The following is a 20845-nucleotide window of genomic DNA, read 5'->3' as shown; positions in this document are numbered from 1 at the left end:
GGGAGGCGGAAATAGCGCTCGCAATTTTCGGCAATCCCGTCAGGATACGCGTCGATTGATCCAAGACAATGCCAGGCCTTGCTGCTTCACCGCACAATCGGGCCGCCAACCATCAGTGAAAGTCTCTTCCGTGATACGCCATTGTGTTTTTATTCGTTTTCGCGGTGATGTCGCCGCCGCTACCCGCCAGGACATATACAACGATCTTGCAACGCTTTGCGGAAAACTGCCCGGCGTCCTGTCCTTTCATGCCGGTGCCAATGTCAGTCCGGAAACCGGCATGGACAAAGGCTTCAGCGAAGGCTTCATCATCGATTTCGCCGATGCGGATGCGCGTGACACCTACCTTGACGACGCCGGGCACAGGGCTATCGGCGGGCGCATTGTTGCCGCCGCTGCCGACGGCGTTCAGGGTGTTTTTGTCTTTGATCTGGATATGTGACGCGCATGCAGGATAAGGAATTTTTCAAAAAGCTGTTTGAAGCCGCCGTCGCCGCCGCTGATCCGCAGCGCACGATTGCCGCGCATCTGCCGGAAAAGCCCAAGGGCCGGACCATTGTGATCGGTGCGGGCAAGGGATCGGCGCAGATGGCAAGCGCCTTTGAAAAGGCCTGGGATGGCCCGCTGGAAGGCCTGGTGGTCACCCGTTACGGCTTTGGGGTTGCGTGCGAGCGCATCGAGATCATCGAAGCTTCGCATCCCGTGCCGGATGCGGCGGGTCTTGTTGCCTCGAAGCGCCTGCTCGAAACCGTTTCGGGCCTGACCAGCGATGATCTGGTGGTCGCACTGATCTCTGGCGGCGGGTCGGCCTTGCTGCCATCGCCGCCGGAAGGCATGACCCTCGATGACGAGATCGCGGTCAACAAGGCGCTGCTCGCTTCGGGCGCACCGATTTCCGCGATGAACGCCGTGCGTAAACATCTCTCCACGATCAAGGGCGGAAGGTTGGCTGCGGCCGCCTATCCCGCCCGCGTCTTTTCATTGATCGTGTCCGATATACCCGGCGACAATCCGGCCTTTGTTGCATCAGGTCCGACCGTTGCCGACGCCATAACCCGTGAGGATGCCCTGCGGATCGTCGAGCGCTACAGTCTCGCTCTGCCGGCGGCAGCCCTGAAACACCTGCAGTCGGCAGCGGCCGACGCGCCCAAGCCGTCAGATGCGGTATTCGCGGCGCATGAGCACCGGGTCATTGCCTCCGCTGCCGTTTCGCTGGAAGCGTCGGCCGATGCCGCCCGTTCACTTGGCGTGGAGGCGGTCGTGTTGTCCGATGCCATTGAAGGCGAGGCGCGCGAGGTGGCGCACGTGCATTCGGCTCTGGCCAAGCAGGTGCTGGCCAAAAATCAGCCGTTTGCCAAACCCGTGGTCCTGCTTTCCGGCGGTGAAACCACCGTGACCGTGCGGGGAAAAGGCAAGGGCGGCCGCAACAGCGAGTTCCTGCTGTCCCTGGCGCTCGATATCGACGGATATGACGGTATCAGCGCCTTTGCGGCGGACACGGACGGGATCGATGGCTCGGAGGACAATGCCGGGGCCTTTGCCGACAGCGGCAGTATCGCGCGGCTTTTGGCGAAGGGGCTCGACGCATCCGCCTATCTCAACGGCAATGATGCCTGGTCGGCGTTCAATGCCATCGGCGATCTCTTCGTCCCGGGGCCAACCGGCACCAATGTCAATGACCTCAGGGCGATCCTCATTCGCTAGGGAACGCGGGCCCGGTTTTCAAGGACCGGGCCCGCGCTTTATTTGACGCTCGATGGCTTGGATTGGGTGGTCAAGCGGGCGCGATTGTCCTAAGTGTCGCTTGGGCGGCTCTTTCATGCAAACAAAGGAATGTCGAATGCGCATTGCATTACCCTTGGCTGTCTTGTCTCTTCTGGCCCTTGCGGCCTGCAGCACAAGCACGAGTACCAGCACGAGCAACAGTCCGAAAGCAGCAGCGGATGCCCTGTCGCCGGCGAAGGACACGCATTTTGTTCCGCCACCCAAGTCCCTGACCCAGAAGGCCGTTCCGTCAAAGGTTCCTGAGACACCGGGCGCCCAGAACGCGGTGCAGTAAAACCTGGATACACCTTCAAAGACTTGAATGTTTTTCAAAGCACCGGCCCGCGAGATCACACTCTGGCCGGTGTTTTCGTCTGGCGCGTTGCATGAGGGGAATGTGGGAAGCCCTGAAACAACAAAACCCACCGCGGGAGGAGGTGCGGTGGGTTTCGTTGGTTATGGAAGGCCTTCTGGGAGGAGAAGAGGCCGACCGTTTCGACAGAGCCGGGAGGAGGTGACGCTGTCGAAAATTCCTGATCCAACAATAACTCCATTGATGTGATTTAATACAGATAATATTGCATAGCAGCAATGCGTCTGGTGCAATGCAGCAAAGAAGCGTTCAATTATCACCTGGCCATCACGCCGAGTTGAGCGCGCGAACGGAACTTTCGGGCATCCTGATTCGTTAATGCTTCGTAAAGAGGCCGATGATGAAAGCATCGGACCTCCGCAATCGAGGCCGAGAAGATGCGTAAAATATCTGCGTCAGTCCTTATGGTAGCAATGATAGCGTCGGCATTGTCGATCCAGCCGGCAGGAGCCTTCAGCATGAAGGGGCAGGCCGCAGCGCCGTCCGAGGCCAGTGAGATCTACAACAAAAAGTTTGAACGGGCCGCCTTGCTGGAAGCCAAAGCCTATATTTGCGGAACCGACAGTGCGGCAAGTTTTGCCGCGATGAAAGCCGGAATGGCCGAGACCGGATTGCCGGAAGATATCGCCGTCGAAGTGGTTTCAGACCTTGCTTCCGGCCTGATCGACAAGGCGGTGAAGTCGGGATCAAAAGAAATATGCGGAAAACCACGGCTGCAAATCTCCCGGCTCTGACCGATAAATTTGGGGTCGGAAAAAATAAATGAATGCATTCATGATGTTGTTCGTAAGTAATTCTAATTTTATATAAATTTGAATCAAGGTAAGAAGCTATTGCCGAAAGTTGTGATCATTGCGGGGCTTTTCAAGCGGTGAATTTTGCTAATAATACCGTGAGAAAACTTTCAATATAAACTGCAAGAACAATTAACTACTGAGGAAAATATCCATTAATTGTGCCGCAGAGTTTGTTGATCGTGCGGTCTGCAACATGGATTTTTATCTGCAATAGTGTGAATGTTTCAATGAAAAGAAAAAATGGTAGTGCCGCTGGTGGGATCTGGAGAGAATAGCATGAACAAAAGAGTTCAAACGCTGAAAGTATTGAAAACAGAACTCTCGAAACTGTGCGCTATTGCCGATGGTGAAGGCTTTGAAATGATCGCCTATTTCATTGAAACGGCTATCCGTGAGTGCGATGAACAATTGTCCCAGGAAACACGCGCGCTTGTTGGAATGGAATTGCGTGCCGAGGCTGCCGGTCTGCGGGTCCTGAAGAACTGAATGCTGGTCCAATTCAGGGCGCGGGGATTCATTGTCTTCCATTGAACATGGCTTCAAATTTTGTGAATCATGAATCGGTTGCCGCGCATTGTGCGCGATGATTGCTCGCCTATATGAAGGCAATGACCCCACTTTCCGTCCTCGACCTTTCACCGGTTCCCGTTGGCAGCACGCCAGGGCAATCCCTTCGCAATTCGCTGGATCTGGCCCAGCATGCCGAACGTCTCGGCTACAACCGATTGTGGCTTGCCGAGCATCACAACATGCGCGGCATTGCGAGTGCTGCGACAGCCGTCGTCATCGCGCATGTGGCTGCCGGCACCTCGACCATTCGCCTCGGCGCCGGCGGCATCATGCTGCCGAACCATGCGCCGCTGATGGTGGCGGAGGCTTTCGGCACGCTCGCGGCGCTACACCCCGGCCGCATTGATCTCGGCGTCGGTCGCGCGCCCGGCACAGATCAGATCACCGCCCATGCCCTGCGCCGCAATCTGGAACAGGACATCAACGGTTTTCCGCAGGATGTGGTGGAACTGATGGGCTATTTCCGCGAACCGGAACCGGGCCAGAAAGTCCAGGCCGTACCGGGTGCGGGCCTCGATGTTCCGGTCTGGATTTTGGGTTCGAGCCTGTTTGGCGCCCAGTTGGCGGCAGCCCTCGGGCTGCCCTACGCCTTCGCCTCGCATTTTGCCCCGGCCGAAATGGAGCGGGCAGTGGAGATTTACCGGGCAAGGTTCGAACCGTCCGAACATCTGGAAAAGCCCTATGTCATGTTGGGGCTGAACGTTTTTGCAGCGGAGACGGATGACGAAGCACATTTGTTGAAAAGCTCGCAGCAGCAGGCATTCGTCAATCTGCGCACGGGTATGCCGGGGCCATTGCCCGCGCCTGTCGAAGGTTACGAAGAAACACTCGACCTGCACGCGCGGGCGATTTTACGCCAGTCGCTGTCCTGCACGGTTGCCGGCTCACCGTCGACCGTCAAGGCGGGTGTCGAAGAGTTCATCCGACGCACAGGTGCCGATGAAATCATGGCGACGGGCCACATATTCGATCACAAGGCGAGGATTCGGTCCTACGAAATTCTTGCCGAGGTCATGATCGCCGGTCAGCAGGCCGAGCCTGCACGGGCCAGCGGCTAAGGCCGCAGACCCCCTGCGGTCTCAATGAATGCGATGACCTCATCAAGCCCGTTGCGCCGCAGCATGTCGGTGAAAACATAGGGCTTGGCCCCGCGCTGCAGCTTCGTGTCGGCTTCCATGACGTCAAGATCGGCGCCGACATAGGGCGCCAGATCCTTTTTGTTGATGATCAGGAGGTCGGAACGGGTAATGCCGGGGCCGCCCTTGCGCGGTATTTTTTCGCCCTGGCAGACCGAAATGACATAAATGGTCAGGTCAGCAAGATCGGGCGAGAATGTTGCGGCGAGATTGTCACCGCCGGATTCGATGAAGACGATATCGAGGTCCGGATGGCGCTTGTTCATCTCGGCAATCGCCTGCAGATTGATCGTGGCATCCTCGCGAATGGCGGTATGCGGACAGCCGCCGGTCTCCACACCCATGATCCGGTCTTCCGGCAGGGCCTGCAGGCGGCTGAGGATCAGCGCGTCTTCCTTGGTATAGATGTCATTGGTCACGACGGCGACGGAGTAGCGGTCGCGCATCGCCTTGCACAGCATTTCGGTGACCGTGGTCTTGCCAGAGCCAACGGGGCCGCCAATCCCGACACGAAGCGGTCCATTCTGTGAGATCATGACCGGAAAACCCTTGAATATTGTGTTTCATGCTGCATCGCCATGATGTCCGATAGGACCGCTGCCGATCCCAAATCATCGGGGCTTGAGGCGGCGGCGCGTTGCGCAACCGCCAGGATCGGCTGTTCCAGTGCCGCTATCAGCGCGACCCCGTGGCTTTGGCCAAGCGGAACAAGCCGTACCGCACCCTGAATAAGGTTGGAAAGGACCGCATGCAGAAAGGCGGCCAGCCCCGGCTGCAGCGCCACGCCATTGCCGGCAGCGGCAATGGCAACCGCAACGGGGTAGGGCATTTCGCTGGTCGTGCCCGATTGGTCTGCTGCCCAGTGCGCGATGGCTTGCAGGAAAGCGCTGCCTTGCAGCATGGTTTCCATGTGCCGTTCCTTCGATCCGGCCATGGCCTCGCCAAGGGTTGCAATGGACTGGCAATCCCCACCTTCCCGCGCATCATGCCAACCGGCGGCAAACAGCACGGCGTCGTTCCAGACGGAGCCGTGCTGCAGGAGGTCGATCAGCCATGTATGCAGCGTATCCTTGTCGCGGATCAGTCCGTCATGGACTGCCCGTTCAATGCCATGGCTGTAGGAAAAGGCACCGACGGGAAAGGCCGGGGACAGCCAGGTCATGAGCCGCAGCAGCGCGGTGTTTGCGGTGAAATCAGTCATGGGAGTGATGGTGATGTTCATGGCTGTGATCATGGTGCTCGTTCGCATGGTCGTGGTGATCGTGATCGTGACCACTATGATAGGCACCGCGCAGCGGATGGAATGGCGCAACGATCTCGGTCACCTTGGCTCCAAGACCTTCCAGCATGGCTTTGATCACATGGTCGCGTAAGATGACGATGCGGTCTTCTTCCAGCTGCGCCGGCAAATGGCGGTTGCCAAGATGCCAGGCCAATTCTGACAGGTGCTGCCGGTCGCGCGGCGTCACTTCGTAGAGGACTTCCTCGGCGGCGATAATCTCGGCCATCCTTCCATCTTCGAGGACAAGGACGTCGCCATGGGTGAAGGCGATGGGATCGGGCAGGTCGATCAGGATCTGCTCGCCCTGTTGCAGGGTCAGGACCTTGCGGCGCAGATGCCTCTCGTCATGCGCCAGGACGATATGGTCGAAGGGCGTGCCTGTGTAGTGACCGGTATGCGCATGGCCTGTGACGCGTTTCATGGTTCATTCTCCTCAGAACAGGAAGTAACGCTGCGCCATGGGCAGCACTGTCGCCGGTTCGCATGTCAGAAGTTCGCCGTCGGCGCGCACTTCATAGGTTTCAGGGTCAACTTCCACATGCGGTGTGGCGTCATTGTGGATCATCGATGCCTTTGAAATGCCGCCACGGGTGTTCTCGACGCCGATCAAGCGCTTGTCCGTTCCAAGCGACTGGCGCAGGCCAGCCTCAATCGATGCCTTGCTGACAAAGACAACGGAGGAATTGGAGACATTCTTGCCGAAGGTGCCGAACATGGGGCGGTAATGCACCGGCTGCGGCGTCGGGATGGATGCATTGGGGTCGCCCATCGGCGCGGCGGCGATGGAGCCGCCCAGCAGCACCATGTCGGGTTTGACGCCGAAGAAGGCCGGATTCCACAACACGAGATCGGCGCGCTTGCCCACCTCGATCGAGCCGATATGCCGGGATACACCCTGCGCGATCGCCGGATTGATCGTATATTTGGCAATATATCGTTTCACGCGGAAATTATCGTTGTCGCCGGTTTCCTGCGGCAGGCTCCCGCGCTGACGCTTCATCTTGTCGGCGGTCTGCCATGTGCGGATCAGAACTTCGCCGACGCGGCCCATGGCCTGGCTGTCCGATGAAATGATCGAAAAGGCGCCGATATCGTGCAGGATATCTTCGGCCGCAATGGTTTCCTTGCGGATGCGGCTTTCGGCGAACGCCACGTCCTCGGGGATCGACGACGACAGGTGATGGCAGACCATCAGCATGTCGAGATGTTCGGCAATGGTGTTCTTCGTGTAGGGTCGTGTCGGGTTCGTCGACGAGGGAATGACATTGGGCAGGCCGCAGATCTTGATGATGTCAGGTGCATGCCCGCCGCCTGCGCCTTCCGTGTGAAAAGCATGGATCGTGCGCCCCTTGAACGCGGCAACCGTATCCTCGACAAACCCGCTCTCGTTGAGCGTGTCCGTATGGATCATCACCTGAACGTCGAACCGGTCGGCAACGGTGAGGCAATTGTCGATGGCAGCCGGCGTGGTGCCCCAATCCTCATGCAGTTTCAGCGAACAGGCGCCGCCGAGGATCATCTCCTCCAGCGCTTTCGGCTGCGAGGCATTGCCCTTGCCCGATAGCCCGAGATTCATCGGAATGGAATCGAAGGCCTGGATCATCCGCGCCAGATGCCATGGGCCCGGCGTGCAGGTGGTTGCCAGCGTGCCGTGTGCCGGGCCGGTGCCGCCGCCGAACATGGTGGTCACGCCGGACATCAGCGCTTCGTCGATCTGTTGCGGGCAGATGAAATGGATATGCGCGTCCATGCCGCCAGCCGTCAGTATCTTGCCCTCGCAGGCGATGATTTCCGTGCCCGGCCCGATAATGATGGTAACGCCCGGCTGCGTGTCGGGATTGCCGGCCTTGCCGATGGCGGCAATCAGCCCGTCCTTGAGCCCGACATCCGCCTTGTAGATGCCGGTATGGTCGACGATCAGGGCATTGGTGATGACCGTATCGACGGCGCCGTCAGCCCGGGCCACCTGGCTCTGTCCCATGCCGTCGCGAATAACCTTGCCGCCGCCGAATTTCACCTCTTCGCCATGGATGGTGAAATCCTTTTCCACTTCAATGAACAGCTCCGTGTCGGCAAGGCGCACCTTGTCGCCGGTTGTCGGGCCGAACATGCGGGCATAGGCGGAGCGGGAGATTTTAGCGGGCATGATGGTTCCCTCCTGGGCTGTAGGTCTGGCACGGTACGCGCACGGCGGCGGGAGACCGGAGCCACATTCCGGCCACGATATCGCCCCGGAATGACCCGATAACCGACCGCTTGAGATCGAATTCCGCAGGTGAACTGCGCCCGTCATCAAAAGATGATCGTTCGCCAATCACGTGAAAGGAAAAACGATGCGAAAGATGATGATCCTGGCCATGTGTGCCGCTTTCCCGCTCGCCACGTCCGCCGCCTATGCGCAGACTGCGGCACCAGCCACGCAGCAACCGGCCAGCAAGGCCCCGGCGCAATCCGGAGCGGTGCCGATCACGACGATCAACATTGTCGATATCAACGAATTGCCGGAGGGGACGAAAACCCAGGTCAACAATGCCGTGGCCAAACGCTCCGACAAGGACATACAGCAGCTGCGCACCTCGATCGATGCATCGCCGCAAGTCTCCGCAGCCCTGAAGGAAAAGGGCCTGACGTCGGCGGCGGTGGTTGTCGCGAGCCTCGATTCCAAGGGCCTTTTGACCCTTGTCACCAAAAAGCCGAGCTGACCGCGCGACAGAGCATTGGGGAAGCTGGTCGGTCAAAGCTTTCCCATGATCTTTTGCTGGAACCCGTAAACGGTCCTGTTGCCGCCAAGCGGCACGAGCGTCACGTCGCGCTCCTGTCCCGGCTCGAACCGCACCGCGGTTCCCGCCGCGATATCCAGCCGCATGCCGCGTGCCTGAGCACGGTCGAATATCAGCGCATTATTGGTTTCGAAGAAATGATAGTGCGAGCCGACCTGCACGGGACGGTCGCCGGTGTTTGCAACCTTTAGTGTTATAGTGGTTGCGCCGGCGTTCAGTTCGATCTCGCCTGCGGAAGGAATGATTTCACCCGGGATCATGGTGCCTCCTAACGGATCGGTTCGTGAACGGTGACGAGCTTGGTGCCGTCGGGGAACGTGGCTTCCACCTGAATGTCGTGGATCATCTCGGGGATGCCTTCCATCACCTGGGCACGGGTGATGACGTGGGCCCCGGCTTCCATGAGTTCGGCGACCGAGCGGCCGTCGCGCGCGCCCTCCACGACAAAATCCGTAATGAGCGCAATGGCTTCCGGATGATTGAGCTTGACGCCGCGTTCGAGGCGGCGGCGGGCGACTATTGCCGCCATGGCAATCAGGAGCTTGTCTTTTTCACGGAGTGTCAGGTTCATTTTGTCCTCTTGGCCATCCCATGTTTGTTCCGTGCGCCGCGGTCCAGGCCCTAGATTGACCAGACTTTAGGCACGCCTGCCTTTTGATTCAGCAGTTCGATCAGCGGTATCAGCCGTTTCCGCAGGGAATAGGCATCCTCATCCACCAGCCTCGCAAGAAGCTTGCCAGACCAGGCAGAAGCGCCGCCTTTTTCACCGATTATTTTTCGCGCCGGCTCCAGATACCGCTCCGCATCGTGGTCGAGCAGCAGGATGGTGGCCATTGTCCGCATTCCGCCGAGCAGGGCAGGCCGGGCAAGCATGGCTGCCGTATCGGGACCAATCGCAAAGTCTTCGGCGTGAACCAGCCTGTCCTGCCGGTAGATGCGCCAGCGGTCACGGAACGTGCAGGTCTGGACGTCCTCGCCCATCGCCTTGCGGCCGAACACCACCGGCTCGATGATCAGCGCGCGGCCCGTTCCGGCAAGCCGCGCCGTCAGCGTTCGCTTCAGGGCGGAGCGCTCAAACAGGATCGTCTCCTGCGGCAGCCAGGCGAGACTGGCGTTCTCGCCAACCGACAGCGTGGTTTCCACCTGGGCGACAGAAAACGAGGCTTTGTAGATACGCTCGCAGGCCTGCGTGGTGATCTGCGCGTGGCAATCATTGCCCGCGTCGAACTGCCAGCGCATGTCGTCGCCGCCGGTCAGGCCGCCGGATGTGTTGATCATCACGGCTTCCAGCGCCGCATCGTCCCGGTCCGGCAGCCGGATTTTCGCGCAGCCTTCCTGATAGAGCGTGGCGATGCGCGTACGCCCATTGACGGGTTTCACCGCCAGCCGGGCGTGCCCGTAGGCGCGCTGCGGCCTGGTTTCCGGTATCAGGTCAAGGGACGGGTGAACGTTCATACCGCAAGGCTAGCGCAGCCCGGCGGGGTGGGAAAGCTCAAACTTTCCCAAGTTCGATGGCGCGCTGGTGCGCCGCATGCACGGCCTCGGTCAGAAGGTTCTTCAGCCGGTCCTCGCCCATGAGCACCTTCAGCGCCGCAGCGGTGGTGCCGTTGGGGCTGGTCACCTGTTCGCGCAGCGTCGTCGGGGTGTCTGCGCTGGCCGCAGCCAGCGCACCGGCGCCATAAACGGTCTGCATGGCGAGAAGGCCGGCGATCTCCCGCGTCAGCCCGGCGGCAACACCGGCCTCGGTCAGGCCTTCGATGAAATGGAACACATAGGCAGGCCCGGAACCCGAAACGGCCGTCACAGCGTCGATCAGGCTTTCATCGTCAACGGAGGCGACAGCGCCGCTGGTTTTCAGCAGCCTATCGACAAATGCCGCATCGTCGTCACCGACATGGGGATTGCGGAAGGTAACGATCATGCCCTTGCCGATTGCCGCCGGGGTGTTGGGGATCGTGCGAATGATCGCGGTCTTGTCGCCCAGATGCTTCTCGAAAAAGTTTACCGTAATGCCGGCAGCCACACTCACGAATGTCGCGTGTTCCGCAAAGCGCTTGTAGGCGGGCAGGACGTCGCCCATCACCTGCGGCTTGACCGCCACCAGGATCACCCGCGGCTGAAGACCGGCGGCAAGCGATGCGGCGCCCGCGACGGCATTGACCCCGAGTGTCGCTGCCCGATCCCGCAAGGCATCAGTCGGTTCGACGACGTGGACCTGTCCCGGCTTCAGTATGCCGGCATCCAGCCAGCCCTTGAGCATGGCGAAACCCATATTGCCGCAACCAACCAGAACCACGCTGTCAACCATCTGTCTTCTCCCAAATCATGTGGCCGCACTTTGATCCGGTCCTAAGCGCCGGGTCAACTGGGCAACCCTGCGGCCGGTGCACCGATCATTGAAATAATGGGAGACACCGCGACACCGCAGGGCATCTTCGGATAAATTCCCCGGTGTTTCACCAATGATTAACGATTTATTTCCCATAGAACTTTAGGTTGGGTTAACCGTAAGCCATGCTTCGGGGGTAATGTATTGAACGGTTCTTATGGAGTGCGGACAGGAATGGGTGATCGGGACAACGGGATAGACAAGCGGCCACGACGCTCGCTGCTCTCGTTTGCCAGCCAGCCGGAAACGGCGGGCAGTGCGCCCGCACGCGTGGCGCCTGCAACACCCCCGCAAGCACCCCGCCGCGAAGACGATCTGGAATACTATCAGCGGATGCGGGCGCTGCGTCTGGCGGCCAGCAGCGAAATCACGCAGATCCCCGCGCCGGAGCCCGATAATGCCCTCACGGATGAAGACGCCGAGCAGATCGCCATCGATCGCATGCGTGCCGACATGGCGGCCATCAAGGCCGAACTCAACCGCCGGATCGACGATAACGCATCCGTCGCGCCGGTTTCGCCGACGGTTGCCGCCGATATACCCGTTGCACCGGCGACAAGCCCCCTTAAGCCTGTTGCTGACAACCATGTCGCGATGAAACGGTTCATCGAGCCGTCCAACGCCCTCAATCGCGTCATCAATTCCAAAAAACTGATTATCGCGACGACCCTGATCGGCACCTTGCTTGGTGCCGGCTATGCGATGACAATGCCGAAGCTCTACCCGTCAACCGCTGAACTGCTGGTAGACCCGAGCAACATCCCGTTGAGCGGGAAAGCGCCTGTGCCCGGTCAGCTGCCGACCGAGGCATCCCTGGCCATTGCCGAGAGCCAATTGCGCGCCATCCGCTCGAACCGTGTGCTTTCCCAGGTGATCGACCGGACGGGTCTCGCCAAAGACCCAGAATTCAATGGCAATCTGAAGGACAAGGGCTGGCTTGCGGCCGTTCGCGAGCTTTTCTCCACCGACAGCACGCCGGACACAGCGTCACGCGAAGCATTGCTGGTGCGCAATCTCTCCGACAATCTCACGGTCGGGAGGAGCGCACAGAATTTTGTTTTCGATATTACTGTCAGATCCAGCGATCCGCAGAAATCCGCGCGCCTTGCCAATACTCTGTCCGATGTCTTCATCGAAGAGCAGGGCAATCCGTCACCGGGTGCGGGAGCAGCGGCCCCGCTTGCCGGCCGGCTGAATGAACTGCGCAGTGCTGCGGAAGATGCCGAGAACGCGGCGCAGAAATTCAGGATCGACAACAATCTCGCCGATGCCCAGGGTGGACCGGCTGACGATGTTGCAAAGGCGGGCGATGCGCTCGCCGCCGCCCGCGATCAGACAATAAAGCTCAACGCGCAGGCTGCCGCCATTCAAGGCGCATCGGTGGATAGCGTTCTCGGCAACACGGTGCCGGATGCGTTGGGGTCCGACGCGATAGCAGCTTTGCGTTCGCAATATTCGGTTCTCAAGCAGCAGGCCGATGCGCTGGCGATCAAGCTTGGACCGCGCCATCCGCTGCTCATACAGGCGCGGTCGGAAGTCGAGGCAATCCGCAAGGAAGTGCGCAGCGAATTGAGCCGCATGGCGGTCTCGGCGCAGGCCGAACTCAAGCGTTCGGTGCAGCGGGAGCAGGATCTGGCAAACCAGCTTGCGCAGCTCAAATCGCGCACGGCCGGAACAAGCGGGGACATGACCCGGCTGCGAGCGCTGGAGCAGGATGCCGCAACAAAGCGCGCGGCCTATGACGCCTATGCGCAGCGCGGCCAGGCAAGCGCGCAAAACGCCGATATGAGCGGCACCAGTATCCGGGTTGTTTCGCCAGCGCAGCCATCCGCCGAGCCCGCAGGGCCGTCACGCGGTGTTCCCGTGATTGGCGGCATGCTGGCTGGCCTGCTTGCCGGACTGGGTGTCGCAATGCTGCGCGGGTGGGGTGCCCGCAACCGACCTGAGCCTTCACCAGCCGGTGCCGGAAACGACGGCCCGTTTGATTCGGGTCCGCCGTCGGGCGGAAAGCGGACGGAACATGGCACGGACAACACGGTTGCAGCGCCCGCCGAGTCACGCCTGGGTGCTGCCATCAAACAGGCCCAAACGCGCAATTCCGCTTCTGATGCGGCTGAAATGGCCGATGAAGATGCGGCATGGGCCGAGGATCAGGTCGCGGTTGCGCAGCTTCTCTACGAATATGCCGACATGCATTTCGCCCCGCGTCATCACGACAACTCCAATATCGAGGACATGCTCGCCGATATTGCCGAGATTCGCGATGTGTTGCGGCAGCGTGCCGCCGGAGACTAAAGCCGAGTTCAGTGCAGGCGCGGCGTGGGGCCCATGCCCTTGTCGTCAATGACGTAGCCGCGATAAAACCGGTCGAGCGTGAACGGTGCCGACAGCGGATGCGGCTCGTCCTTGGCGATGGTCCAGGCGAAGCATTTGCCGGAGATTGGCGTTGCCTTGAAGCCGCCGTAACACCAGCCGGTGTTGAGATACATGCCCGGCAGTGGTCCGGTGGTGATGATGGGGGAGCCGTCCATGGACATGTCCATGATTCCGCCCCAGGAGCGCAGCAGCTTGACGCGGGCCAGCGCCGGCATGAGGGCGACGAACTCGCTCATCACATCTTCCACCACGGGCAGGTTGCCACGCTGTGCGTAGGAATTGTAGCCGTCGATATCGCCGCCGAAAACCAGCCCGCCCTTGTCCGACTGGCTGAAATAGAGATGGCCGCCGCCGAATGTCGCAACCGTATCGACGACGGGCTTGAGCGCTTCCGAAACGAAGGCCTGCAGGACATGCGATTCCAGCGGCAGCCGGTCAACACCTGCCCGGCGCATCAGCTCGCTGGTGTGTCCGGCGACGGCGCAGGCGGTCTTTTTCGCATTGATCGGACCGCGTGTGGTCATGACGCCGGTGACCTTGTCGCCGTCCTTGATGAAGCTGGTGACTTCGCAATTCTCGATGATGTCGACGCCGAGCTGGTCAGCTGCACGCGCATAGGCCCACACTACGGCATCATGGCGCGCCGTACCAGCGCTGCGCTGCATCAGGCCGCCGATAATCGGAAACCGCGCGGATGCGCTGGTGTCGAGACCGGGTATGAGTTTTTCCAGCTGTTTGGGATTCATCAGTTCGCAGTCGATGCCGTTGAGGCGCATCTGGTTGCCGCGCCGGATATAGACATCGAGCTGCGGCAGGTTGTGCGCAAGATTGACCACGCCGCGCTGCGAGAACATCACATTGTAGTTGAGGTCGTGCGACATGGTCTCCCAGAGCTTCATCGATGCCTCGTAGAAGTGCTGGTTTTCCGTCAGGAGATAATTGGATCGCACCGCCGTCGTGTTGCGGCCGATATTGCCGGAACCGAGCCATCCCTTTTCCACCACGGCGATATTGCGGATGCCGTGTTCCTTGGCCAGGTAATAGGCGGTCGCCAGCCCGTGTCCGCCGCCGATGATCACCACATCATAGGCCGGCTTCGGATCGGGTTTGCGCCACGCAGGCTTCCAGTCCTTGTTGCCGTTGAGGGCGTTCTTGAGAAGGGAGAAAGCGGAATAGCGCATCGACGAATCCAGTTTGCAGGCGGAACAGTGTGATCATGCGTGGTTTTGGCGTATTCGCAAGCCCCAGAACCATCCTTGGGTCACATCATCGCATTGCCCTTATGGGCCGCTTTCGTTATTGCGTCAGTGAACGCCGTTCTGGCGGTATTGTATTGCCTAAGAATCCTCAGAATGACGTCCATTCCCGAAGCGCGATGCCCAGGAGCAGCACATGGCAGTGACGATTGATGGCAAGCAGATTGCCGAAGACGTGGTTTCAAAGGTCAAGGCGTCCGCCGCCGAGCTGATTGAGGTCACTGGCATCACGCCCGGTATTGCCGTGGTGATCGTCGGCGAGGACCCGGCCAGCCAGGTCTATGTCGCCTCGAAGGGACGCAAGGCCAAGGAATGCGGCTTCCATTCCGTGCAGCACACCCTGCCGGAACAGACGAGCGAAGATGAACTGGTCAGGCTGGTGGAAACGCTCAATGCCGATCCGGCCATCCATGGCATTCTCGTGCAATTGCCTTTGCCCAAGCACATCGATTCCGGCCGCATCATCCAGACCATTTCGCCCGACAAGGATGTCGACGGCTTCCACTTCATCAATGTCGGCAAGCTGGGGACCGGCGAGCTCGACACCGCATTCGTCCCCTGCACGCCCGAGGGCTCGATGCTGCTGATCGACCGCATTCTCGGCCGTGATCTCTCTGGCCTCAATGCGGTGGTTGTCGGCCGTTCCAATATCGTCGGCAAGCCGATGTTCAACCTGCTGCTCGCACACAATGCCACGGTCACGATTGCCCACAGCAGGACGAAGGATCTGCCAGGCCTTTGCCGCAATGCCGATATTCTGGTGGCTGCCGTCGGTCGTCCGCAGATGATCAAGGCGGACTGGGTGAAGCCGGGCGCGACTGTCATCGATGTCGGTATCAATCGCATTCCGGCTCCCGAGCGGGGTGAAGGCAAGACGCGTCTTGTCGGCGATGTCGATTTTGCCGATGTGGCTCCCGTCGCCGGCGCATTGACGCCGGTTCCCGGTGGTGTCGGGCCGATGACGATTGCCATGCTGATGGCCAACACGCTGGTTGCCGCCCACCGCAGTGCCGGAAAAACACCGCCCCGCTTCTAATTCATTGGTTTGCAACCGGATTGTCGTTAGAACAGCATATGCCCGAAGCCCTCAAGGTCAGTAGAACCTTCGCTTTTCTGCTTGTCGACAAATTCCCGATGTTCAGCCTTGCCGCTGCCATCGATACGATGCGCACGGCCAACCGGATGGCGGAAGAGCCATTCTACGGGTGGACCACCGTGTCCGCCACGGGTGCGCCGGTCACCGCATCCAACGGTCTGCAGATCAATGTGCAATATTCGCTGGCGGAGCTTCCCGCCGCCGATATTTTCTTCATCTGCGCCGGGCTGACCACCGAGTTTGAAGAAAAACCCAAGGTGATTGCAGCGCTGCGCAATCTCGGGCGGCGCGGTGCGGCGCTGGGCGGGCTCAACATCGGCAGTTACATCCTCGCCGAAGCAGGCCAGCTCGAAGGGCATCGCTGCACGATCCATTGGGAAAACCGCGCCGGTTTTCAGGAGCGTTTTCCGCAGATCGAATGCACCGGCAATGTTTTCGAGATCGACCGCAAGCGCTATACCTGCGCGGGCGGGACGACCTCGATCGATCTGATGCTGGAGATCATCCGGCAGGATTTCGATCCCGGCCTTGCCAATGAAGTGGCCAACCAGTTCCATCATGAGCGCATCCGCTCGCAGACGGATCGCCAGCGCATCGGGCCCGAGCGGGACCTGACCGGAAAATCCGAGAAGCTGCGCAAGATCGTCGAGCTGATGGCCGACAATCTCGAACAGCCGAAATCGGCGGTGCGGCTGGCCAAGGCCGTGGGTCTTTCGGTCCGGCAGGTGGAGCGCTTGTTCCTGCGCCATCTCAACATGACGCCGGGGCGCTATTACATGAGCCTGCGGCTTGAGCGGGCGCGCGAGCTGCTACGGCAGACGCATTCGCCTATTCTCGACGTGGCGCTGGCAACGGGATTCACGTCCCATTCCTATTTTGCCCAGAGCTACCGGGCGCAGTTCGGGCGCTCACCCTCCGATGAGCGCCGCACCACCTATTGATCAGCCGAAAACCGACGCGCCTTCGTCGGCGCGGCCCACCACGTTGCGGAAGGCGGCGAACAGTTCGCGGCCCATGCCGTAGCTGTTGTGGCTGAGATCCACGATTGGGTCAGGACGCGCAGCGAGAACTTCAGGGTCTTCCAGCACATCAAGCGTACCGATTTCCGCGTCGAGCCGCACCATGTCGCCGTCGCGGATCTTGGCGATCATGCCGCCACTCAATGCTTCCGGGGTCACGTGGATTGCAGCAGGCACTTTGCCCGAGGCGCCGGACATGCGCCCGTCCGTCACCAGCGCAACCATATGGCCGCGATCCTGCAGGACGCCGAGCGGCGGCGTGAGCTTGTGCAGTTCCGGCATGCCATTGGCTTTTGGACCCTGGAAGCGGACAACAGCGACAAAGTCACGGTCGAGCTTTCCTGCCTTGAAAGCGTCCTGCAGCGCCGCCTGGCTGTCGAACACGATGGCAGGCGCCTCGATAATGCGCCGTTCCGGCTTGACTGCCGATGTCTTGATGACGGCGGTGCCGAGATTGCCTTTCAGCATTTTCAGGCCGCCGGTTGCCTGGAACGGCTCCTTGACCGTGGACAGGACCTTCTTGTCGGCGCTTTCACTCGGGATAGGACTGCGTTCCACGGTGCCGTTTTCACCGAGCTTGACCTCGATGGTGTAGGCACGCAGGCCTTCGCCCCAGACGGTTTTCACGTCCTCATGCAGCATGCCTGCATCCAGCAATTCGCGGATGATGTAGCCCATGCCGCCCGCTGCGTGGAAGTGGTTCACATCGGCGAGGCCGTTCGGATAGACCCGCGCCAGCAGCGGCACCACGTCGGAAAGGTCCGAAATATCCTGCCATGTCAGCTTGATGCCCGCAGCCGCCGCCATGGCGACGAGATGCATGGTGTGGTTGGTCGAACCGCCCGTGGCATGCAGCCCGATAACGCCGTTGACGATGGTCTTCTCGTCGATCATTTCGCCGACCGGCGTGTATTCATTGCCGAGCGCGGTGATGGCAAGGGCGCGCTTGGCGGCCTCGCGTGTCAATGCTTCGCGTAAGGGGGTGCCGGGATTGATGAAGGACGAGCCCGGCGTATGCAGCCCCATGATTTCCATGAGCATCTGGTTGGAGTTGGCCGTACCGTAGAAGGTGCAGGTTCCCGGCCCGTGGTAGGATTTGGATTCCGACTCCAGCAATTTATCGCGGCCGACTTTGCCTTCCGCGTAGAGCTGGCGTGTCTTTGCCTTCTCGTCATTGGGAAGGCCCGTCGTCATCGGACCGGCCGGGATGAACACGGCGGGCAGGTGACCGAATGTCAGCGCGCCGATGACGAGGCCCGGCACGATCTTGTCGCAGACACCGAGATAAACAGCTGCATCGAACATGTCGTGCGACAGGCCAACGGCCGTCGCCATGGCAATGACATCGCGGGAGAACAGCGACAGGTCCATGCCCGGCTGTCCCTGGGTCACGCCATCGCACATGGCCGGCACGCCGCCGGCAACCTGCGCCACGCCGCCCGCCTCGTGCACGGCCGCCTTGATCAACTGCGGATAGGTTTCGAATGGCTGATGCGCCGACAGCATGTCGTTGTATGAGGTGATGATACCGATATTGGGCACAACATCGCCAGCCAGCGCAGCCTTGTCAGATGGTCCGCAGGCAGCAAAGCCGTGAGCGAGATTGGCGCAGGCCAATGCAGTGCGTTTCGGCTTGTGGGAAGCAGCTTCGCGCAGACGGTCGAGATAGACATCGCGGGTCGGGATCGACCTCTCACGGATGCGGTTGGTAATGCTTTTGACCCTTTGCAGGACGGTCATCGGTTTTCTCCTTATGGAGCCCAGAAAATCTCAAGATTGATGGGTGTGTGGCGCAGGACAGCGCGAACGGGCATGTCAGCGGTTGCCCCGTCGCCAAGCGCCTTGTCGAGGACGGCTTTTTTGCCGTCGCCTTCGATGTGCAGGACAACGAACCGGGAATGAACGATCACCGGCAGGGTGAGTGTCAGGCGCGGCTCGCCGGCGCCTTCCGCCTGCATCGGCAGGACGAGCGCCGGCTGCGTCATCGAAATCGCGTCGGCAAGGCGGTCGCCGCCGGGGAAGAACGAGGCCGTATGACCATCGCCGCCCATGCCAAGTATAGTCACGTCGAAAGGCTGGCCCAGTGCGGCGATGGCGGTCGCCGCGGATTGAACCGCAGCGTCCGCATCCGCAGACGCATGATAGAGCCCGACGAAATTGGCCTTCGCTGCGGCATTCTGCAGAAGCAGCTCCGTCACCAGCTTCTGGTTGGAGCGCTCATTGCTTGGCGGCACGAAACGTTCGTCCACCAGCGTGACGGTGATCCGGGTCCAGGGCAGGTCCTTGACCGACAGCGCCTTGAAAAAGCGGGCAGGGGTGGTTCCGCCCGATACGGCCAGAACCGCCTTGCCGCGCGCATCGCATGCGGCCTGCAGGTGTGCTGCAACACTGGTCGCCAGTGCTTCCGCAAGAGCGTTTCCATCGGCAAAACTGTTCAGTGTCTGCTGCATGATCATGTCTCGTGCCAGGTGCGTCCGTCGCGTTCAATCAAGGCGATGGCCGCGGATGGTCCCCATGTACCGGCGGTATAACCTGCTGCGGACTGGTCATTGTCGGTCCAGGCTTTCAGGATCGGATCGATCCAGCGCCATGCGGCAACAACTTCGTCGCGGCGCATGAACAGGGTCTGGTTGCCGCGCACCACATCCATCAGCAGGCGTTCATAGGCATCGGGGCTGCGCACCTGGAACGATTCCGCAAAACTCATGTCGAGCGGAACGTGGCGCAGGCGCATGCCGCCCGGACCCGGATCCTTGATCATCATCCACTGCTTCACGCCTTCATCGGGCTGCAAGCGGATCACCAGCTGATTGGCGACGACCCGGCCCGCGCTCTCGCCAAAGATCGAGTGCGGAATGGGCTTGAACGAAACGACGATTTCAGAGGCCCGCGTGGCAAGGCGTTTGCCGGTGCGCAGGTAGAACGGAACGCCGGCCCAGCGCCAGTTGGCGATCTCGGCCTTGATGGCGACGAAGGTTTCCGTGTTGCTCGTCGCGCCCAGTTCTTCCTGATAGCCCTTGACCGGGCCGCCGGCGGACGCACCGGCGCGGTACTGGCCGCGCACGGTCAGCTCTTCGGCATTCTTGCCATCGATGCGGGCAAGCGAGCGCAGGACTTTCAGCTTCTCGTCGCGCACGGCATCGGCATCCATGGATGCGGGAGGCTCCATCGCAACAAGGCAGAGAAGCTGCAGCATGTGGTTCTGCACCATGTCGCGCAGCGCACCGGCCGTATCGTAATAGCCGGCGCGACCTTCGAGGCCGACCGCTTCCGCGACGGTGATCTGCACGTGGTCGATATGCGCCGAGTTCCACAGGGGCTCGTACAGCGCATTGGCAAAGCGCAGCGCCATCAGGTTCTGCACCGTTTCCTTGCCGAGGTAGTGATCGATGCGGAAAATCTGCTGTTCGTTGAAGACGCTGCCGATCGTGTCATTGAGCGCAATGGCGGATTTAAGATCGCGGCCGATCGGCTTTTCGACGATGATACGGGTCTGATCGGTGATCAGCTCATATTTCTTCAAGCGGCTGGCAATGTCGCCGAACAGGCTCGGGCTGACCGCGAGGTAAAACGCCCTGATCTTCCTGTTCGCGTCGCCAATCGCGCTCTTGAGATCGTCCCAGCCATTGTCCGATGTCGCATCGACGGCAACATAGGACAGGCGCTGCAGGAATTGCTCCACCTGCTTCTTGTCGATCTCTTCCGGTTTGACATGTTCCTTGATCGCGGCTTCCGCAAACTTGCGGTAGTCGGCATCGGACATGGCCGAACGCGATGCGCCAATGATGCGCGTGGGCTCCGTCAACTGTCCGTCCCGCTGGCGTTGATAGAGCGCGGGGATCAGTTTGCGCTCGGCAAGATCGCCGCTGCCGCCGAAGACGATGCAGTCAAAAGGTTCAACCGGGATAATCTGGCTTGTCATAAGATTAAGTCTCGCTATGCCAAAAATAGGTGTTCCGCTGATGCAGGCCTGTATAATCTAATCGATTTAAAAAGGCCAGCACCGA

22 protein-coding genes are annotated in these 20845 nt (G+C 60.4%); 10 read left to right on the top strand and 12 right to left on the bottom strand.

Going from position 1 to position 20845, the window contains the following annotated elements; genetic code table 11:
• Window positions 1-130: 130 nt before the first annotated feature.
• The 6 genes from J1W56_RS03485 to J1W56_RS03460 all read left to right on the top strand — a co-directional run bounded on the left by J1W56_RS03485 (window position 131) and on the right by J1W56_RS03460 (window position 4562).
• Entirely contained in the window at window positions 131-442 is a 312-nt protein-coding gene (locus tag J1W56_RS03485; protein ID WP_223611809.1) for a Dabb family protein, read from the top strand.
• A 5-nt stretch (window positions 443-447) separates the two neighbouring features.
• Window positions 448-1704: a glycerate kinase type-2 family protein gene (locus J1W56_RS03480; protein WP_226904553.1), complete on the top strand. Its 1257-nt coding sequence runs from the start codon at window positions 448-450 to the stop codon at window positions 1702-1704.
• A 136-nt stretch (window positions 1705-1840) separates the two neighbouring features.
• A complete protein-coding gene (locus tag J1W56_RS03475; protein ID WP_223611805.1) occupies window positions 1841-2059 on the top strand; it encodes a hypothetical protein in 219 nt (72 codons plus the stop codon).
• A gap of 536 nt (window positions 2060-2595) precedes the next feature.
• Window positions 2596-2871 carry a hypothetical protein gene (locus J1W56_RS03470; protein ID WP_223611803.1) on the top strand — a complete coding sequence of 92 codons (276 nt, stop codon included), beginning with the start codon at window positions 2596-2598 and terminating at the stop codon, window positions 2869-2871.
• A gap of 303 nt (window positions 2872-3174) precedes the next feature.
• Window positions 3175-3420: a hypothetical protein gene (locus J1W56_RS03465; RefSeq protein ID WP_223611802.1), complete on the top strand. Its 246-nt coding sequence runs from the start codon at window positions 3175-3177 to the stop codon at window positions 3418-3420.
• A gap of 122 nt (window positions 3421-3542) precedes the next feature.
• On the top strand, window positions 3543-4562 hold the full coding sequence (locus J1W56_RS03460; RefSeq protein WP_223611801.1) for an LLM class flavin-dependent oxidoreductase: 1020 nt from the start codon (window positions 3543-3545) through the stop codon (window positions 4560-4562).
• On the opposite strand, the gene ureG is transcribed toward J1W56_RS03460, so the two are convergent.
• The 4 genes from ureG to ureC are packed head-to-tail and all read right to left on the bottom strand — an operon-like array spanning window position 4559 to window position 8068.
• On the bottom strand, window positions 4559-5176 hold the full coding sequence (gene ureG / locus J1W56_RS03455) for an urease accessory protein UreG (protein ID WP_223611800.1): 618 nt from the start codon (window positions 5174-5176) through the stop codon (window positions 4559-4561). The two genes, J1W56_RS03460 and ureG, sit on opposite strands and share 4 nt — an antisense overlap.
• On the bottom strand, window positions 5173-5889 hold the full coding sequence (locus J1W56_RS03450) for an urease accessory protein UreF (RefSeq protein WP_223611798.1): 717 nt from the start codon (window positions 5887-5889) through the stop codon (window positions 5173-5175). The genes ureG and J1W56_RS03450 overlap by 4 nt, the downstream gene beginning before the upstream one ends.
• Window positions 5834-6343: an urease accessory protein UreE gene (gene ureE, locus J1W56_RS03445; RefSeq protein ID WP_223611797.1), complete on the bottom strand. Its 510-nt coding sequence runs from the start codon at window positions 6341-6343 to the stop codon at window positions 5834-5836. The genes J1W56_RS03450 and ureE overlap by 56 nt, the downstream gene beginning before the upstream one ends.
• Before the next feature lie 12 nt (window positions 6344-6355).
• Window positions 6356-8068, bottom strand: coding sequence for an urease subunit alpha (gene ureC, locus J1W56_RS03440; protein WP_223611795.1), 1713 nt, complete (start codon window positions 8066-8068; stop codon window positions 6356-6358).
• A gap of 187 nt (window positions 8069-8255) precedes the next feature.
• Here ureC and J1W56_RS03435 point away from each other — a divergent pair, with 187 nt between their 5' ends.
• Window positions 8256-8624, top strand: a complete 369-nt coding sequence (locus J1W56_RS03435; RefSeq protein WP_223611793.1) for a hypothetical protein — start codon at window positions 8256-8258, stop codon at window positions 8622-8624.
• Between the two features lie 32 nt (window positions 8625-8656).
• Here the strand turns inward: J1W56_RS03435 and J1W56_RS03430 are convergent, their stop codons facing one another.
• The 4 genes from J1W56_RS03430 to proC are packed head-to-tail and all read right to left on the bottom strand — an operon-like array spanning window position 8657 to window position 11010.
• Window positions 8657-8962, bottom strand: coding sequence for an urease subunit beta (locus tag J1W56_RS03430; protein ID WP_223611791.1), 306 nt, complete (start codon window positions 8960-8962; stop codon window positions 8657-8659).
• Between the two features lie 8 nt (window positions 8963-8970).
• Window positions 8971-9273: an urease subunit gamma gene (locus J1W56_RS03425; RefSeq protein ID WP_223611789.1), complete on the bottom strand. Its 303-nt coding sequence runs from the start codon at window positions 9271-9273 to the stop codon at window positions 8971-8973.
• Between the two features lie 50 nt (window positions 9274-9323).
• Window positions 9324-10157, bottom strand: coding sequence for an urease accessory protein UreD (locus J1W56_RS03420; RefSeq protein WP_223611787.1), 834 nt, complete (start codon window positions 10155-10157; stop codon window positions 9324-9326).
• A gap of 37 nt (window positions 10158-10194) precedes the next feature.
• A complete protein-coding gene (proC, locus tag J1W56_RS03415) occupies window positions 10195-11010 on the bottom strand; it encodes a pyrroline-5-carboxylate reductase (protein WP_223611785.1) in 816 nt (271 codons plus the stop codon).
• Window positions 11011-11265: 255 nt separating this feature from the next.
• Between proC and J1W56_RS03410 the strand changes: the two genes are divergently transcribed.
• Window positions 11266-13386, top strand: a complete 2121-nt coding sequence (locus J1W56_RS03410; RefSeq protein WP_223611783.1) for a GumC family protein — start codon at window positions 11266-11268, stop codon at window positions 13384-13386.
• Window positions 13387-13394: 8 nt separating this feature from the next.
• Here J1W56_RS03410 and J1W56_RS03405 read toward each other — a convergent pair whose 3' ends face one another.
• Window positions 13395-14648 carry a sarcosine oxidase subunit beta family protein gene (locus tag J1W56_RS03405; RefSeq protein WP_223611780.1) on the bottom strand — a complete coding sequence of 418 codons (1254 nt, stop codon included), beginning with the start codon at window positions 14646-14648 and terminating at the stop codon, window positions 13395-13397.
• 211 nt (window positions 14649-14859) lie between these two features.
• Here J1W56_RS03405 and folD point away from each other — a divergent pair, with 211 nt between their 5' ends.
• Complete coding sequence (gene folD, locus J1W56_RS03400) at window positions 14860-15759, top strand: bifunctional methylenetetrahydrofolate dehydrogenase/methenyltetrahydrofolate cyclohydrolase FolD (protein ID WP_223611778.1); 900 nt, start codon at window positions 14860-14862, stop codon at window positions 15757-15759.
• A 38-nt stretch (window positions 15760-15797) separates the two neighbouring features.
• Complete coding sequence (locus J1W56_RS03395; protein ID WP_105736378.1) at window positions 15798-16760, top strand: GlxA family transcriptional regulator; 963 nt, start codon at window positions 15798-15800, stop codon at window positions 16758-16760.
• Here the strand turns inward: J1W56_RS03395 and edd are convergent, their stop codons facing one another.
• Genes edd through zwf form a run of 3 tightly spaced genes read right to left on the bottom strand, consistent with a single transcriptional unit; the run spans window position 16761 to window position 20760 of the window.
• Window positions 16761-18578, bottom strand: coding sequence for a phosphogluconate dehydratase (gene edd / locus J1W56_RS03390; RefSeq protein WP_223611776.1), 1818 nt, complete (start codon window positions 18576-18578; stop codon window positions 16761-16763).
• 11 nt (window positions 18579-18589) lie between these two features.
• A complete protein-coding gene (gene pgl / locus J1W56_RS03385) occupies window positions 18590-19288 on the bottom strand; it encodes a 6-phosphogluconolactonase (protein WP_223611774.1) in 699 nt (232 codons plus the stop codon).
• A 2-nt stretch (window positions 19289-19290) separates the two neighbouring features.
• Window positions 19291-20760, bottom strand: a complete 1470-nt coding sequence (gene zwf / locus J1W56_RS03380) for a glucose-6-phosphate dehydrogenase (RefSeq protein WP_223611772.1) — start codon at window positions 20758-20760, stop codon at window positions 19291-19293.
• Window positions 20761-20845 lie beyond the last annotated feature (85 nt).

Origin of the sequence: Phyllobacterium calauticae (genome assembly GCF_019991125.1) — a bacterium.
Classification (GTDB): Bacteria; Pseudomonadota; Alphaproteobacteria; order Rhizobiales; family Rhizobiaceae; genus Phyllobacterium; species Phyllobacterium calauticae.
The sequence above is the reverse complement of the archived record's forward strand: the minus strand, read 5'-3'. Positions and strand labels throughout refer to the sequence as shown.

Coding starts and splice junctions, on each gene's coding strand:
- J1W56_RS03480 (WP_226904553.1), top strand. CDS start 448: ATGCAGGATAAGGAATTTTTCAAAAAGCTGTTTGAAGCCGCCGTCGCC.
- J1W56_RS03475 (WP_223611805.1), top strand. CDS start 1,841: ATGCGCATTGCATTACCCTTGGCTGTCTTGTCTCTTCTGGCCCTTGCG.
- J1W56_RS03470 (WP_223611803.1), top strand. CDS start 2,596: ATGAAGGGGCAGGCCGCAGCGCCGTCCGAGGCCAGTGAGATCTACAAC.
- J1W56_RS03465 (WP_223611802.1), top strand. CDS start 3,175: ATGGTAGTGCCGCTGGTGGGATCTGGAGAGAATAGCATGAACAAAAGA.
- J1W56_RS03460 (WP_223611801.1), top strand. CDS start 3,543: ATGACCCCACTTTCCGTCCTCGACCTTTCACCGGTTCCCGTTGGCAGC.
- ureG (WP_223611800.1), bottom strand. CDS start 5,176: ATGATCTCACAGAATGGACCGCTTCGTGTCGGGATTGGCGGCCCCGTT.
- J1W56_RS03450 (WP_223611798.1), bottom strand. CDS start 5,889: ATGCGAACGAGCACCATGATCACAGCCATGAACATCACCATCACTCCC.
- ureE (WP_223611797.1), bottom strand. CDS start 6,343: ATGAAACGCGTCACAGGCCATGCGCATACCGGTCACTACACAGGCACG.
- ureC (WP_223611795.1), bottom strand. CDS start 8,068: ATGCCCGCTAAAATCTCCCGCTCCGCCTATGCCCGCATGTTCGGCCCG.
- J1W56_RS03435 (WP_223611793.1), top strand. CDS start 8,256: ATGCGAAAGATGATGATCCTGGCCATGTGTGCCGCTTTCCCGCTCGCC.
- J1W56_RS03430 (WP_223611791.1), bottom strand. CDS start 8,962: ATGATCCCGGGTGAAATCATTCCTTCCGCAGGCGAGATCGAACTGAAC.
- J1W56_RS03425 (WP_223611789.1), bottom strand. CDS start 9,273: ATGAACCTGACACTCCGTGAAAAAGACAAGCTCCTGATTGCCATGGCG.
- J1W56_RS03420 (WP_223611787.1), bottom strand. CDS start 10,157: ATGAACGTTCACCCGTCCCTTGACCTGATACCGGAAACCAGGCCGCAG.
- proC (WP_223611785.1), bottom strand. CDS start 11,010: ATGGTTGACAGCGTGGTTCTGGTTGGTTGCGGCAATATGGGTTTCGCC.
- J1W56_RS03410 (WP_223611783.1), top strand. CDS start 11,266: ATGGGTGATCGGGACAACGGGATAGACAAGCGGCCACGACGCTCGCTG.
- J1W56_RS03405 (WP_223611780.1), bottom strand. CDS start 14,648: ATGCGCTATTCCGCTTTCTCCCTTCTCAAGAACGCCCTCAACGGCAAC.
- folD (WP_223611778.1), top strand. CDS start 14,860: ATGGCAGTGACGATTGATGGCAAGCAGATTGCCGAAGACGTGGTTTCA.
- J1W56_RS03395 (WP_105736378.1), top strand. CDS start 15,798: ATGCCCGAAGCCCTCAAGGTCAGTAGAACCTTCGCTTTTCTGCTTGTC.
- edd (WP_223611776.1), bottom strand. CDS start 18,578: ATGACCGTCCTGCAAAGGGTCAAAAGCATTACCAACCGCATCCGTGAG.
- pgl (WP_223611774.1), bottom strand. CDS start 19,288: ATGCAGCAGACACTGAACAGTTTTGCCGATGGAAACGCTCTTGCGGAA.
- zwf (WP_223611772.1), bottom strand. CDS start 20,760: ATGACAAGCCAGATTATCCCGGTTGAACCTTTTGACTGCATCGTCTTC.